Source organism: Dyella japonica DSM 16301 (assembly GCF_001010355.1).
Classification (GTDB): domain Bacteria; phylum Pseudomonadota; class Gammaproteobacteria; order Xanthomonadales; family Rhodanobacteraceae; genus Dyella; species Dyella japonica.
Genome location: NZ_JPLA01000015.1, coordinates 65,645 through 81,852 on the forward strand (window position 1 = coordinate 65,645; position 16,208 = coordinate 81,852).

The 16,208-nt window shown below is 58.6% G+C and carries 9 protein-coding genes, 1 pseudogene and 1 other annotated feature; of the genes and pseudogenes, 3 read left to right on the forward strand and 7 right to left on the reverse strand.

Going from position 1 to position 16,208, the window contains the following annotated elements; genetic code table 11:
* Positions 1-22: 22 nt before the first annotated feature.
* Positions 23-661, reverse strand: a complete 639-nt coding sequence (locus tag Y882_RS06760; RefSeq protein ID WP_046971140.1) for a response regulator — start codon at positions 659-661, stop codon at positions 23-25.
* Between the two features lie 250 nt (positions 662-911).
* On the opposite strand from Y882_RS06760, the gene Y882_RS06765 reads away from it, so the two are divergent.
* Both Y882_RS06765 and Y882_RS20765 read left to right on the forward strand, forming a co-directional pair.
* On the forward strand, positions 912-4,748 hold the full coding sequence (locus Y882_RS06765) for an ATP-binding protein (protein ID WP_162207398.1): 3,837 nt from the start codon (positions 912-914) through the stop codon (positions 4,746-4,748).
* Between the two features lie 115 nt (positions 4,749-4,863).
* Positions 4,864-5,621, forward strand: a pseudogene (locus tag Y882_RS20765) (IS3 family transposase); the annotation flags it as partial.
* Positions 5,139-5,255 (forward strand) — a sequence feature (AL1L pseudoknot). It overlaps the preceding pseudogene by 117 nt.
* Positions 5,622-5,799: 178 nt before the next feature.
* Here the strand turns inward: Y882_RS20765 and Y882_RS06780 are convergent.
* From Y882_RS06780 to Y882_RS20945, 6 genes are all read right to left on the reverse strand, one after another.
* Positions 5,800-7,014 carry a beta-ketoacyl-[acyl-carrier-protein] synthase family protein gene (locus Y882_RS06780; RefSeq protein WP_046971143.1) on the reverse strand — a complete coding sequence of 405 codons (1,215 nt, stop codon included), beginning with the start codon at positions 7,012-7,014 and terminating at the stop codon, positions 5,800-5,802.
* A gap of 3 nt (positions 7,015-7,017) precedes the next feature.
* Positions 7,018-7,146 carry a hypothetical protein gene (locus tag Y882_RS20925; protein WP_342018518.1) on the reverse strand — a complete coding sequence of 43 codons (129 nt, stop codon included), beginning with the start codon at positions 7,144-7,146 and terminating at the stop codon, positions 7,018-7,020.
* Positions 7,143-7,268 carry an acyl carrier protein gene (locus Y882_RS20930; RefSeq protein ID WP_342018519.1) on the reverse strand — a complete coding sequence of 42 codons (126 nt, stop codon included), beginning with the start codon at positions 7,266-7,268 and terminating at the stop codon, positions 7,143-7,145. Before Y882_RS20930 ends, Y882_RS20925 begins: the two co-directional genes overlap by 4 nt.
* A gap of 387 nt (positions 7,269-7,655) precedes the next feature.
* Positions 7,656-8,603 carry a TraB/GumN family protein gene (locus tag Y882_RS06790; RefSeq protein ID WP_244466271.1) on the reverse strand — a complete coding sequence of 316 codons (948 nt, stop codon included), beginning with the start codon at positions 8,601-8,603 and terminating at the stop codon, positions 7,656-7,658.
* Between the two features lie 1,023 nt (positions 8,604-9,626).
* Positions 9,627-10,421 carry a hypothetical protein gene (locus Y882_RS06800; protein ID WP_046971146.1) on the reverse strand — a complete coding sequence of 265 codons (795 nt, stop codon included), beginning with the start codon at positions 10,419-10,421 and terminating at the stop codon, positions 9,627-9,629.
* 819 nt (positions 10,422-11,240) lie between these two features.
* Positions 11,241-11,489, reverse strand: coding sequence for a winged helix-turn-helix domain-containing protein (locus Y882_RS20945; RefSeq protein WP_082120978.1), 249 nt, complete (start codon positions 11,487-11,489; stop codon positions 11,241-11,243).
* 748 nt (positions 11,490-12,237) lie between these two features.
* On the opposite strand from Y882_RS20945, the gene Y882_RS06810 reads away from it, so the two are divergent.
* The coding region (locus Y882_RS06810) for a beta strand repeat-containing protein (protein ID WP_046971147.1) at positions 12,238-16,208 on the forward strand (3,971 nt) is incomplete at its 3' end.

The following is a 16,208-nucleotide window of genomic DNA, read 5'->3' on the forward strand; positions in this document are numbered from 1 at the left end:
TCAATGTAGTGCTTGGATAGGATCAGCCAGCAAGCCCGCCCTTATTGGCGAATGCGTACAGCTCTGGGTCGTTCTTGAGGCCTAGCTTGTTCATCGCACTAATCTTCTGGTGGCTTATAGTCTTCACACTACGTTGACGCTGTGCGGCGATTTCCGAGACGGTCATGCCCTCAATGAATAGTCGAAGAATTTCGGCTTCAAGCGCTGTCAGCTGGGCAGTGTTTGTACTACCCGGCTGCCGAGGAAGCGCATTGAGCAGGCTTCTGACTTTTGCGCTAACGTATTTTTCGTCGGCCGCCAGAGCAAGCAAAGCCATGCGTATTTCATCCAAACCATCGGATTTACTCACCAGGCCCGCCACGCCGCGATCGTGGATGGCAAGCAGCAACCCCGGATTCGCCAGCATGGTGAGTACCAGGACAGGTAAATCGGGCTGCAATCGGCGGACAGCGTCCAGCATGGCCAGGCCATCCTGGCTGGTTGATGCCGGCATGTTGAAGTCGGTGACCAGGACGTCACACGAGTGTTGGGAGAGAAAGGCTAGAAGTTCGTCCGCGGATGAGGCTTCGCCCACAACAGTGGCGCCAATATAGTCTACTTCCGCACGAAGGCAATGACGGACTATAGGGTGGTCGTCAACGAGAAAGACAGTAAATGGCACGGAACGACTCGTTATGGGATGAGGGCTTCCATAAGAATAGCTCTCGAAATAGAGCGTTCGGAGATGGTGTCGTGCAATTCGGACAATTCTCATAGAGTGCGGTTGCCAGCGAGCCTTAATCTCACTCTTCGAGCCTGAAGAGGGCAAGATGCACACACATCGGTATTGTCAGTTGGCCAAGGTCATATCGCACTATTGCCCGCTAGATGCTTGTCTAGCGGGGCTTGCGTGCAGGTACATGTTTTGCCTGATGATGCTGTTGCTTGTCGGGTTGGATGCCCGTGCGCAGGTTCAGGGGCGCCCAGAGCTGACGCCGCAGGAATTGGAGTGGATTGCGGCGCATCCCGTGATCGATGTTGGTATTCTCGCCGGCAACCATTATCCGGTTGAGGCTTGGGTAGCAGGGGCGCCTGAAGGCATCGGCGTCGATTACGCCAAGCTTCTAGCCGGCCGAGTAGGGCTCAGACTTCAGTTTCACTCCTTCACGGACTGGAATGCCATTGCCTACGGCGATTCCGGCAAAGCGGTCCCCTTCGACCTGCTTGTTGGACAACCCTATGGTCGTAGTAAACAGCTAGCCTACCTTACGCCATACGTAGAGTCTCTCTCGGTACTGGTCGCTCGCAAGGGGGACTTGAAGATACTTTCAGAAGACGATCTCGCTCACGGCCGAATTGCGGTGGAGCGAGTTGGGAAATACTACAGCAAGGCGATTAAAGATCGATTTCCCGAGGCAACTCTGATTTTTGCTGAAGACGGGCGACAGGCGCTTGATATGGTGGCCCAAGGAACTGCGGACGCCTATATTGGCCCCTCAGGACATACGCGCTGGCTTATTACTGAGCGCGAACAAGATGACCTCAGTACCCTCCAGCGCCTTCCCGATCTTGGCACGGTGCAGATCTCGCTTGCGGTTCCGCGCGATCGTACTGCGCTGGTATCCATTCTGCGTAAGGCCGAGGCGACAGTATCTGCGGATCAACTTGACGCGCTTCAGCGGCAGTGGGGCCTCGATAGGGATATCAATGCGCCGCTTCCACACGGACGTGGCCTATCCGACGCCGACCGTCATTGGCTCGAACATCTCGGCACCCTGCGGGTTGGCTACGAAACTGACCGCTATCCTTACAGCTTCATCAGTAAGGACGGCCGGCTTGATGGCCTTGCTGGCGACTATCTTTCGTTGATGCGAAAAGAGCTGGGGTTGCGGTTTGAGTTCGTTCCCGCTCGCGACCTAGTCGAGCTGAAACGTCGCGTTGCGGCGAACGAGGTCGATCTTGTTGCCGCTGCCATGCCCGCCGATTTTGACGCGCAAGCGATGGTGTTCAGCCGGCCTTACGAGCGGTTTCCGGAGGTAATCGTTGCGCATCTTCGCGGACCGGCCATTGCGGGATCGGAAGATTTACGAGGCAAAAAGGTGGCCGTTCGTGAGGAGGCAGGCCTCATTGGTAGCTTGAGGTTAATGCTACCGCGCACTGAGCTCGTGCCGGTGGCCAGCAATGACGCTGGGCTGCGGATGGTCGAGAAAGGGGATGTGTCTGCCTACATCGGGACCTTGCCAGCCATCGATGCGCTGATCCGAGACCGTTACGCGGCAACGCTACGAGTGGTGGCGCCTGCGGGGCTGGACCAAGACATCACGTTTGGCGTCAGTCGTAACAATGCGCACCTTGCAGCCTTAATCGATGAGGTCATTGCTGGCGTCAGAGACAATCAAAAGCAAGCGATACGTAGCCGCTGGCTGCGAGCAAATTACAACTATGGTGTACCGTGGGACTGGGTGCTTCTTGGTCTTGCCATTGTTACATTCATAGCGATCATTATCGGTGTTTCCTACAAGCGCATGAGGGATGCCGAAGCAAGGGCGCGTGCGGCCGAGCAGCGACTGGTCGACATCAATGAAAATCTTCCTGGGGTTGTCATCCGTATATACGTTGACTCTCAAAATGCTCACACTTACGAGTACGTGAGCGGACCCACGATGTCGATGTTCGGCATGTCACCCGAAGATATTCTTTCTGGGCATGCTCGACCTCTTGACGCAGCCATTGATGACGACGTGGTGAATGCACAAGAGGTCATCGCTCGGTGCTTTCGGCTGAGCCAGCCTGCAGTCGTTGAATTTCGTACGTGGGTGAGAGGTTCGATTCGATGGATTCGCGTCCTGGGTGGCGAACCCAAATCCACCGATAAGGCTGGCCATTTCTGGAGCCTGTATTGCGCCGACGTCACTGTGGAGAAGGAGCAGGAGCTTGCACTGAAGGAGGCCAAGGAAACTGCTGAGGCTGCCGTTGCTGCCAAGGGGGCATTCCTTGCCATGATGAGCCATGAGATTCGCACGCCCATGGCAGGTGTCTTGGGACTGGTAGAACTGCTATCAAAAACGAAGCTCACAACCGAACAGTCGCACATGGTCGACATGGCGCAAGATTCAGCAGTGGCACTTCTGCGTATTCTGGACGACATCCTGGACTTTTCGCGTATCGAGGCCGAGAAGCTCGAGCTAGAGCCTGTCGCGTTTGACCTGCGCCTTTTGACGGACAGCGCGATAGGCACATTCGCTGCGCTGGCGCAAAAAAAACATGTTCGCCTCTATCTCGTACTGGACTGGCGCCTTGCATCGGAATATCGAGGGGACGCTAATCGTCTTAGGCAGATCATTAATAACCTCATTAGTAACGCGCTCAAGTTCACAGCGTCTGGGCATGTCAAGCTTCGAGTCAGCTTGGTCGACGAGGTCAAGGATGGGCAGCGCCTGCGATTCACTGTGGCTGACACAGGGATTGGCATCTCGCCAGATCAGCTCAATCGGCTATTCCAACCCTTCACTCAGGCGGAGACTTCCACTACTCGCCGCTTTGGCGGTACGGGGCTTGGTCTGACCATTTGTCGCCAACTCGCTCGTAAGATGGGCGGTGATGTGAGGCTTGATAGCAGGGTGGGGCAGGGTACACGCGCCACAATTGAATTGCCTCTGGAAGTGCTACAGGAGGCCAGTGTGATTCCCGGTATGGCGGGCAAGCGAGCCTTGATTTGCACGCGCGACGGAATGCTTGAGCTTGAGCTGGCAAACGCATTGTCTGCCATGGGTTTAAGCGTTATAGAGGCCGACACGGAAGAAGTGGCTGAATTTGTCAAAGATGATGCAGACATCTATATCGCGGATACGCGACTTATAACGCAGGGTGTCACTATTCAGGGAATTCCAGTCATTCACCTGCTCCCTGATACAGATCCTCGTGGATTCTATCGCGAGGATGAAAAAGTCATGCTGTGCGGTAGTCCGCTGTTATGGCGATCGACGGTTGAGGCATGCCGTGTGGCACTTGGCCTCCGAAGTTCGAACGACTCGGAAGGTATGGTCATGCAGTCGGAAGCACGGTCCGCAAGAATCCTGGTTGCCGAAGACCATCCCATCAATCGCGCTGTCATCGAACGGCAGCTGAATCTGTTGGGTTATACCTGCACGATGGCCGAAGATGGTCAGCGCGCCTGGGAGGCGTTAGTCACGTCACACTACGATTTGCTCTTGACGGACTGTCATATGCCAGTACTCGATGGCTACGCGCTATCGCGCCGCATACGCAGTAAGGAAGCTATGACGAACACCCATATCCCTATTATTGCGCTCTCCGCTAGTGCACTTCCGGAGCAGGTGGAATTGTGTCGCCAGGCTGGCATGGATGACTTTCTGGCGAAGCCCGTTCAACTAGAAGAGCTGCGGAGAAAGATCGAAATGATCACTCGTGGCCTGGCCACAACGGTACCCGTTGAAGGGGAGGTTCACGGTAATCAGCTGTCTTATCTAATGAACGTTTTTGGTTCTAAGGAACAGGTGCAAACCTTGCTTGAGGGAATGCTAAAGGTAGGTCGATCGGACGTGGCCAAGCTTGATGAAGCCATGGCTTCAGGTGATATCGAAATGCAGCGTGACTTGCTTCATCGCCTCGATGGCTCCTTACGACTAGTCGGGATTACTGTGACGGAGGCCAATAGCACTTGTGATATGTCTGAGCGCAGAGATGCCGTTATAGAGCAGCTGGATAGGATTCAGGCACTGACCGAAAAGCTTTGCGACCGTCCCTGAAGTCACAAGCCATGCAACGTAAATTCTTCTGGAAATGCCGGGTTCCTATGGGGCGTGTTACTGTCTGAGCCGCCCCGGCTCTATCGGAGGCTTCCATTCTTGAGCGGATGGAGCCATGACGAAGCAGAAGTATTCAAAGGAAGTCCGCGAACGGGCGGTGCGGATGGTGCGGGAGCACCAGCCCGACCACCCCTCAGAGTGGGTCACGACCCAGTCGGTGGCGGCCAAGCTCGGCTGCACACCACAGACGCTGCACAACTGGGTGCGCAAGGCGCAGGTGGAAGCCGGGCAGCGTGAATGTCTGACGGTGAGCGAGCTGGATCGCATGAAGACGCTGGAGCGGGAGAACCGCGAGCTGCGCCAGGCCAACGAGATCCTTCGCAAGGCCAGTGCATATTTTGCCGAGGCGGACCTTGGGCGCCGGTTCAAGCCTTGATCACCTTCATTGACGATCACAGGGACGTCTACGGGATCGAGTCGATCTGCCGCGTGTTGTCGATTGTCCCGTCGACGTATTACCGCCATGTCGCCGAGCGTCGGCGCCCGAATCAGCGGTCGTCCCGCGCTCGGCGGGAGGAGAATCTGTCGTTGGCGATCCAGCGGATCTGGGCCGAGCCCTTCCAAGTCTGCGGAGTACGCAAGGTTTGGCGCCAACTCAAACGAGAAGGCGTCACCGTGGCGCGCTGCACGGTCGAGCGGCTGATGCGCCGCCCCGGCCTGCAGGGCGTCATCCGTGGCCGTGCCGTGCGCACGACGATCATCGACAAGGCCACACCGTCGCCACTGGACCCAGTGAGCCGCCACTTCCGCGCCGACTGCCCAAATCAGCTATGGGTGAGCGACTACGCCTACGTATCGACCTGGCATGGCTTCGACTAGCCGAATCGCATGTCGGACTAGAGAAAGGTGACTTGAGCGGCGGCAGTCGCTCGATGCGTCCACTGCGCAGGCGGCAACCATGCCTCGAGGCAACAACCAGACACCGAGGCTCTGGAGGTCCACCTTCGCTATAGAGAAGCGCCAACGACATGCGCCGCAATGACAAGCACCCTCACCCCATCCGCCTCACCGCCACCACCGCATTCAACCCCCCAAACGCAAACGAATTGCTGATCGCCGCATTCACCTTCCGCTCGCGCGCCACATTCGGCACATAGTCCAGATCGCAGGCGGGATCGGGTTCGAGATAGTTGATCGTGGGCGGCACGATGCCATCATGGATCGCACCGATGGCGGCGATCAATTCGAGTGCTCCGCCTGCGCCCAGTGCATGGCCATGCATGGACTTGGTAGAGGAGATCAACATCTCGCGTGCATGTGCGCCGAACACGCGATGGATGGCGCGCGTCTCGGTGCTGTCGTTGGCCACCGTGCCGGTGCCATGGGCGTTGACGTAGTCGACGTCCTCGGGCGCCAGGCCAGCATCTCGCAGCGCCATGTTCATGGCGGCGGCGGCGCCGATGTCAGAGGGAGCGGCGATATCGCCGGCGTCCGAACTCATGCCGGTGCCGGCAAGCTCGCAGATGATTTCCGCACCGCGTTTTTGCGCCGACTCCAGCGTCTCGATCACGTACATCGCTGCGCCTTCGCCCAGCACCAGGCCGCGGCGCCCCTTGCTGAAGGGACGGCACGTATCGGGGGCGAGCACGCGCATGGCTTCCCAGGCGCGCAGTGTGCCGAGCGTGATGCAGGCCTCGGTGCCACCGACGACGGCTGCATCGACGATGCCAGCGCGGATCATCATCGCCGCCTGCGCAAACGCATGATTGGACGATGCACACGCGCTCGCCACCACGAAAGCGGGGCCGGTGATGCCGTGCGCCATGCTCACCTGGCTGGCGGGCGCATTCATCATCATGCGCACGATGCTGAGCGGGTGGAAACGACCCTGGTGTTCGCCGTAGAGGCGTTCATAGAGATCGTCGCGGCTGGTCTCGCCACCGGCGCCCGTGCCGATCACCACGGCGGCACGTGAGCCGGCTTCACCGGCAAAACTGATGCCCGACTGGCGGATCGCCTCGTTGGCTGCGATCAGCGCGTACTCGCTGAAGGTATCGAGCAGCGCGCGGCGACCTTCGTCAAAAAAGTTGGCGGGGTCGTAATCCGCCACTTCGGCGGCGATGCCGCCGTTGCGCAGCTGGCTCGAGTCGATGTGATGGATCGGGCCGATGCCGGACCGACCCTCGGTCATCGCCTTCCACCCGGAAGGCGCATCGTGGCCGAGCGCGCAGATCGTGCCCATGCCGGTGATCACGAGTCGGCGCATGGATTATTCGCTGGTCTTCTGGGCGAGCTGGCGCTCGATGGCTTCCACGAGCTGGCCGACGGTGCCGCCGTCGAAGTCGGTGTCTTCGTTGGGCAGGTTGATGTTGAAGTGGTCTTCGATGTCGAAGATCACTCGATCGCGTCCAGCGAGGCGATACCCAGATCCTTCAGGGTGGACTCCGGCTTGATCGTGTCAAGCTCGATCTTGGCCTGCTTGGCGATGATGTCGAAAGTTTCGTGCTGAACGCTGCTCATATGTTCTTCGTCTTCGGTTGGTTAATATGCGTCGTCGTGTCGACTTAAGAGATATAGAAAATAGCTGTCAGCATCAGGCCAGCGGTGACGTCTTCGATAGAGAATCGAGCCCATGCTCCGAGGGTTGGCATCTTATGCGGCGCTATGCCACTGCGGGCTGTGGATTCTTGATCAACAGCTCAGGGGAGAGGTGCGTTCGATGCCCTTGAAGCCTATTCGTGCAGAGGAGCCCTACCGGCCCAGTCGGGCCAACTTTGACCCGTCGCTTCGACACGAAAAGGAAGTTACCGCGGTCAGCGCCCGCTCGAGCTGGAGTTGTTCCGCCATAGGCGGTCACTATTCGGCCTACTTCCAATCTAGGGCCAAGTTACTCGGCTCATGACTGGCCTAGGGTTGGGAGGTCGTCACTTCTGCATCGCTGCCTTCTGGCCCCTCCACGTGATAGTCCTTAGCTTTGAGCTGCGCAATAAACCCGGTCGGCGACAATACCTCTACCATCGGCAGCATGGCGAAACTTTGGGCGTGGTCACTAAGTGCCTGTTCCGCAGCGGCGAGCCACATCGCCGCTACCTTTGCTTTCAGGCTATCCAGACCCAGTTGCTTGGCGACACCGGCGTTTGTAACTGCTGACATGCACGCCTCCCGCAGATCATCCATCGTCAGGTTACGCAACTCATTGATGTCGCCCGTTGCCCAAGCGTTGGCGAGCTCAACGACGCCCCCCAAGTCGTGCTCCACCAAATCGAGCGTTAGACCAAAGCACTGACCGTCATCTAACGTAGAAGATTTGAATGCCTTCACCGCTCTGCGTGGTTCATCGATCGCCACGACATAGTCCGTGGCAATGACCTTGACATTGTGCTTTTTGGCTAGTGCGCGCACGACGTCGTCAACGCCGAGTGAGGCGGTGAGGCCCTGGTGCTTGATCGCCGCGGCGTAGAGTTCACCCGTGGCAAAAATTGGTCGCAATCTTTCGACGTCGTGATCGTCACCTAGATATTGCTGCTTGAGCACAGTCCAGCGCGCATAGTCCTCTGTAGACACCATCTGCTGCAGCGTCCGTCCATCAGGATTCTTGTTCGCGCCGGCCAGTGAAGGTATTAGAAACAACCGACCGAAGAAGTTGGTGTTTGGCCTGATACTGAATGTTGGTTGACCAAGCACGATCTGCGAGTTTGCAATGGCCCGCTCCACCTCGTCGCTTTTCCACTCCATGTGGGCAGGCAGCGGGGACAAGGTGCCTAGCACCCACATGACATGATCGCCTTTGCTCACCCGCCAGAGTCCCGGGCCCGGTTGCGCGCCGCTGACTGTGACCGCATCGAGAGTGGTCACTTGCTTCTGCTCGGCAGCGGCCGATGAGGGTGAACTCTGGGCGGCCGTGGAGGTAGCCGCCGTCAATGCCAGAGCCGCGCCATATATAAGGCGATGCCGCAATTTCCGGGTAACTAAGGCAGTCATCAAAGAAGGCTCCGTATAGGGATAGAGATAAGATTGCGTGGCTCATACCAGCGTGACAATCAGATGAATCCGAAAGACGATTGAGGTGTCGCGGCGCCTCAATACGGAGTTCACCGTGCCGCTGTTTCGATGACTTCATCAAGCGCACCATTGCCGAGCGTCCCGGCGCCAGGCAGACGCCGCCACCGTGCCAAAGAATGGGTGACCCAGCGGCGGCTTTGGCCCCGGATTTAGCGCGACCGGTTGCCCGTCAATCCGTCTGATGGACCCGCATGCCGGTGGAAGCGTGGCACTTTACTGCTCGCGGCGGCGCCGTTCACCGACACACTTGAGTGGCGCAGACTGATGGACGCGTTGCGCGCGTCGGTGGAGAGTAGGTAACCCACCCGACCGGATGGTCCTTCATGACCGACGCCTTGCTCGACGCGCTGTGCTTGATCCCCTGCATTTGCAGAACCCGAGACGACACCGAGCGCCAGTGGGGCCCGCGGGCACCTGTCGCATTGATCTATGCCCAAATTGGGCGGGCCTTGATCGACCACGCAGAAGCTCTCGATGACCCGACTCACGCCTATCTGCTAGGGGTGCTGAGCGCAGCCCTTCGCCGGACTGAGCCAAAGCACCTGGTGCGCCAGCCGCTCATTAGTACGGCCATTGCGAGGGGCGAGCAGCGACTCGCTTCAGATCACCGTCTCCTGTGTCTGCTCCGATCCCTGTGACCCCGATGGCTAGGTTTTGAGGTTCGGAGTACCACCGCCAAGGTTGCGCCAACAACGCGGAGCGGCTTTTCATCAGCCAGCTAGAGGCGGCCTAAGCAACCTGCCGAGGCCGCCTTTCGACAACCTGCTTTCGAATGGGATGGTACAGATCACCCAGCGTCAATGCGCACGACCGGTGCTACTTGACGAGTAACTCGAACTGAGCAGCTCTGTCCTCTAGGAAACCTTGCCCTTGATTGGAACCCACGAACCATTTGACGGGATCGTGTAAATCATACTTCGTCGTTCCTAGCGGCAGGCCGAGACAGATGGCGTTACCTGTTAAGTGGAGCCACTCACCCTCCACCACAGGGCTGTTGGTATCGTTGCCAGCAATCTGACTATCGGCAAGCACCAGCTTGCCGTTGAACAGGGCAACCCTGGTGCAGTTTGGAGCGAGAATCTGCGCATTGATGATATTGAACGTGGTACCGGCGGCGTAGGTCCCCGTGGCCACGCGCGATCCATTAATCGCCAGATGGGTAAAGGTGCCAGTGCCACTACAGCTGAAGTCGCCCTGAGCATCGTTGGACTGACAGGTACCCGGGGCCTGCTCGCTGTCAAAGGTCACCAAGCCGCCCAACAGGCTGACGTTCTGGGCGTCCGTTTCGCCGGTGGCGTCGTCCAGGCTGACGATATCGCTCGCGCTGCTGCGGTCATCAATCTGGCTGGCCTGGTAAATGATCTGCCCGCACGCGGTGACGGTGGTGCTGCCAGCGACGCTGTCGTTGGAACCGCTGTCGACGGTGCTTGATGGATCCTCCGACAGAGGCGTGATCGACCCGTTGGGGCACGTCACCGACTCTGTCAGGGCGGTGGTGGTCACGGTAAAGGTATCGGGCCCCGCCTGTGCTGAAGCGGGTGCGCCGTAGCTCAGCAAGGGGAGGAGCACCAGGTAAGGGGCAACGTGCAGGCGTAGTGTGCGTTGTGCCATGGAGATCACCTTAGGGTCGCGTTCTCTCCCGCTCAGGTCGTTTGGCGATCCTTCGCATCGCTGTTACGTATGCATGCAACGGGGGATTGTCGTACCTGTTGTATCCATCCGTGCGCTTGCCGCGCCAAACCATTGCCCCGCTGCAGCGTTGCGCGCTTCCGCGTGTTGACTTGGAGCGGTGCTCCCAGCGCGCGACCGCTGTCGTGCAGGCGATCAACGCCCCTTTCAGTTCAGTTCAGCGCGCACCCGCAGCATTGAGATACTTCCGCGAGCGTGACGTACTTTCCACGCTGCATGGGCTGGCCATCGATAAGAAGCGCCCCGCCGGATTGAAACCGGCACCACCGACCTTGGAAGGCTCGCGTCCTACAGTTGGACCAGCGGTGCCAAAAAAAGCCCCGCGGAGCGGGGGTTCGGTGATCAAGTTCGGCGGGCGGGAACAACCGTAGATAGTGTGAGAGCGGTTGTAACTAAGGGGGATGGACCGCAGCCCGGCAGCGACTCAAGTCGCGCTGTCCATGGGCATACAGCAGACCTGACGCAATGATTCTCACGGCAACCCAACACTCAGGCAATCGGAGGTGTCTGATTCCATCGCGATCGCGTCACGCTTCGAACGTTCGTGTACCCGAATTTGACGGACACGATTCACCATATGGGATGTATGGTCTTCACAGGTGGATTTCATCCCCTAGACACCGCGCGACTGTCCGACCTGGACACCGGCACCAACAAAACGGCACCTCAGCGCCAGGCTATGCCGGGGGAGGGCAATCAGTCTTCAATTGAGGAATCGCCCACTTTGAAGTACCGGCTCGGTTACCCCTTGTCCGATGCAAGTAAGTACCCAGCGCCACGTATCGTCAGCACGGGGGCGTCCTCCTGGGGCAGCGTATGAATTTTGCGACGCAGCCGTTGAACGACCATATGAAGACGATGTGGATCGAAATGGCGCGGATCGTCGCTTAACGTAGCGATGAGTATCTCGCGGCTCACGGGGGGTACCTTTGGCATCCAAAAGCGCATTGACCAATACACGCTCTGATGCGTTGAGTGCCACGGCCACATTTTTGGGCGAGACAAGATGCCAACCCGACGCACTCAGGCGCCATCGCTCACGTGCGTCCTTGGAGAAGCTTGAGTGAGAAGGCAGGGACCTTACCGCGTGCCTCCTTGTTAGCGACAATCGACGTGCAAAGCTATGCACCGTTGCTGCCACCAGTTCCGCGGAGACAGGCTTCAGCAAACAAACATCCGCGCTACGGTGTAAAGCACGTATACCGTCCTGCTGAGCTTGGTGATCCACAAGCACAACGAGGACCGTGCCGGAACTCACGCTCAAACGCTCAACCAAGCACCCTCTGCCGCCACTCGCCGGACTAACGTGCAGCAAGGCGACATCAACCTGTTGCCTATTGATGTGCTTGTGAAGATCCGCCGGTGCGCTCACCACTGTGACATCCAAACCGAAGCCGTGGAGGTCAGCATACAAAACGGGTTGATGGAACTTGTCGGTACCGGACAGTACGACAACGTGTGTCCTGGTCAATGCTGAATAGGCGGTTGTGCCGTACTCCTTCAGTGCTTGCGTGTTGTCGATAGGCACATCGTTCATTGGTTTAAGCACGCTTGTGTGAAATTGAGAATGTTCTCACTTTCGGCGTCTTTCAGACAAATCGGATGTTTCAGCGCCCCTTCGAACGAGATCATTTCCCTATTGCCTACACGGGCATGGCGCCTTGGCCGATCACGCTGTCAGACGCCGCCATCGGTCGGGATGACCGAATCCCCTCAGATAGACTCGAAGGTGTACGTCATGAACAAGATTTATCGTCTGGTCCGCAATACGGCGACCGGTCAGTGGGTAGCCGCTTCTGAATTGGCCAACGGCCACACGAAGAGTGGCAATTTGTCGCGTGCGGTTAAGGGCGCTGTTGCCGCTGCGATTTTGCACCTGGTGCCAGTGGTAGCTAGTGCGCAAACAACGACCTATACCCCGGGCACCGCCAACGGCGAATCGCAGGCCATCAAGGTCAACGGCGGCACTGCCAGCTTGGACGGTACGATCAGCTTCTCCGGTTCGAAGTCGACGATCCAGACGGTCTATTCCTACATTAATGCCTATAACGCCGGGTATTTGACGGGTCCGGTCGATCTGAACGGAAAGATGACCCTCAATATGGGTCCTCAGACGAATGGTGTCACGGTCGTTGATCCCATCACACATGGGTCCTCAGTCGTCAAAACGTACGCCAGCGGTGGACTTTCGGAGCTCGCTCCCGGGGGACTCTCTGCCATCACCGTCTATTCACCGACGCCCGATGGCCAGGGCCCTTTTATTGACGCCACGCTGGCCAACGTCTCCGGTGGCAGCACCTTCAATATGAATGCAAGTGGTCAGGTGGGTGACTACTCGACCAAGAACACGACCTACATACGCGTGGCGGACGGTACCGCCAACTGGAACTCATCCAACACCATTGCTTTCGCCGACTCGGCCAGTGTTTCGCCGGCTCAGGTGCAGCCCTACAACATGACTATCAACCTCTCGTCCTATGCGGCGGCCCCGTTTGCGGTTACCACCGCTGATGGCCCGCAGACGAAGACGGTTGCCAATTTGGCCGAGTTCCAGGCGTACAACACGTGGTTGATTGGTCAGCTTCAGGCAGGCAAGTTGGGAAGCGGTGCGGCTGCGCAAACGGCCTACAACAATGCGATTGCGCTTGCATATGCCACCAACGGGTATGTGTATGGCGTCACGCCCTATACATCGCCTATCTCCCCGACGGATCTGATGCTGGTACCCAATGGCACCGAAATTGGCATGTTGGCCAATGGAGCTACGGCAGTCGGTCATGTCACCGCGGGCGCGTCCATGACAGGTCTCTGGAGTTCGAGGTCCGGCACGCTGCTGCAGGCAAGCAATGGCGGCACCATCATCAACGACGGCACTGTGACCAGTGTCCGCTATGGCACGGGTATGAGCGCCGACACGGGTGGGCACCTCATCAACAATGGCGTGCACAATCTGGGTGGCCCCGGGACTGGTGTCGTCGGCGAAGTGATGGCTGACACCATCACGGGAACGGGTACGACCTATGTCAATAACGGCACCGTAAACCAGTACGCATGGAATTTCAGCCCCAACGGCTCGAGCAATAGTACGGGTTTGCGCATTGGCGCCGGTGCAGTCGGTACCAACAATGGAACGATGAACATCGGCGTCAACTCGAGTGGTGGTAATGCGCAGCTCTCGGTGTATGGCGTCCAGGTTGATAACGGTGGCACGTTCCTCAATGGCGCGAATGGAGTGATGTACTTGGGGCGCGCCGCATCTACGGATACAACGTCTGATCCCATGGCGCGTGGTGGCGCAGATGTGGTACAGGCGAACGGCATGATCGGCATCAATGTCGCTGCCGGTGGCGCGGTTCTGAACGCAGGCACGCTTGTAACTGGCGACAAGGCACAGAACAGTCGCGGCATTAGTGTGTCTGGAAGCAATGTCAATGTAAGCAATACGGGCCTAATTGACGTGAAGGGCCACTACGGCGGCGCGCCGCTCGCCAACACTGGAATTTACAGCACGGCCACGTCGGGCACGGTCAATAACGCCGGTAAGATAACGTTGGAAGGGGTGAATACCATCGGCATTCAGGCCATGTCCGGTGGCAAGGCGACGTCCAACGGCACGATCAATGTCGCGGGCGGTGCCGATCCGGCGACGGGCCTGCGAAACTATGGCGTATGGTCAGACGGTACAAGTTCGAACGTCAAACTGACAGGCGGTGCCGTCAATTTGGTGGGCAATGGTGCCATTGGTGTGCATGCGCGAAACCTTGGCAGCATCGATATCAACGGCGGTACAGTGAATTTCCAATCGGGCACGCAGCAGATTGGTGTGTTCGCCTATGGCGCCGGTTCGGTCGTCAACATCAATAGCGCGCCGGTGGGTGGCCTGAATGTCAGCACCGATAACTCCACGCTGTTCCGTATTGAGGACGGTGCCAAGATCAACAATAACGCCTCAGCCCCGCTGATTGCGTCAGGTGCCAACAGTACGGCGTTGGACGTCACGGGCGTGGGTTCGAGCGCCAACCTGGACAACATGGACATTACCGTGTCCGGTCAGGGCGCCACGGCGCTGAAAGTTGAGGGTGGTGCGACCGGTCAGATGAGCGGCGCGGCCAAGCTCAGGCTGAAGGATGGCGCTACTGCGGTGGTTGTGGACAACACCAAGTACGACCTGTCGGGCACCGCGGTGGGTTCGGCGCAGTCCATCTTTACCAACAAGGCGACGGTTAACGTGGCCAATGCCAAGGACGTGACTGCGTTCGTGGTGAAGAATGGCGGCAAGCTGATCAACACCGGTGACATCCATCTGTCCAACGGCACCGCGATCGAGGTGGTTGGCGCGGGCTCCAGCGTGGTGGCCGATGCCAGCGGCAAGAATGGTTCCATTACCGTGGACGATGGCAAAGCCGGTATCTACGTGCATGGCGGTGCTTCGTTGACCACCAATGACACCATCACTGTTGATAACGGCGCGGCAGGCGTATTGGTGGGCGATGATGCGGGCAAGGTCACGATTGGTCGGAACGCCCACATGACTGGCAAGGGCTCGTCCTACGGCAACCTGATAACTAACCAGTCCCCGGCAGGCAATGTGCTTGTCGACGGTGCGACGTTGGAAATGCAGGGTTCCGGTGCCGCGCTGCTGTCGGAGAACAACCTTGATGCTGCTTCGCACGGTCACGTGATCGTGAGCAGCAACGTGGGCGGAAAGGGCATTGCGCTGTCCAAGGCCGACGGTTCGAGGGCTACGGGCAGCTTGGCCCTCGGTCCCAGCTGGCAGATCGACGTGACCGGCAACGGCAGCGGCGTGTATGCCAATACCACGGGTGACCTTACCATCAACGGCACGCAGCTGACGGCGTCGGGCCCCGGCGTGGGTGTGAAGGCCGATGCGGCCAACACGGTCACCATTGCCAACGGCACCACGCTCACGGCAACAAATGCCGATGCGGTGCTGGTCACGGGTAACCCGGCCACGCTGAACAACGAAGGCACAATCAACGCGGCCAGCGCCAACGCCACGGCCATCCATCTGGGTGACAAAGGCACGGCGTTTGCCAACATCAACGGCGGTAGCATCACTGGTAATGTTGTACTGGGTAACGGCGACAACACCGCGCTGCTGGAAAACAGTACGCTCAACGGCAACCTTAGTGCAGGCAGCGGCAGCGTCACGTTTACTGTTCGTGGCAACAACGTCACGCATGGTGTGCTAGACGGTGGCATCGGTGGCAACGATACGCTGATCTTCGACAGCCACGACTACACCGCCGATGGCAGCAACGTCGACCAGCTGCGCAACTTCGAGAAGGTCAACCTGACCAACGCCAGCACAATGACGCTCAACCGCGATTTTGCGGTGGGCGACAACAACAATGGTGCGGGTACGCTCAGCATCGATGGCAGCAGCGCGCTCGTTGCGCAGGGGAACTACACCGTGCATGGTCATGTCGCCAATCGTGGCCTGATCTCGCTGGCCGGTGCCGACGGTGTGCCGGGCAATGTGCTCACCGTCACTGGCAACTACACCGGCAACGGCGGCACCGTGGAACTTAACACCGTCCTGGGCGGCGACGCTTCGCCGACCGACAAGTTGGTGGTCGAGGGCGACACTTCCGGTAATGCGCGCCTCAAGATCAACGGCGTGGCCGACACCGGTGCGCACCCGAACAACGACGGCATCGAAGTGGTGCAGGTGGGCGGCAAGTCCGG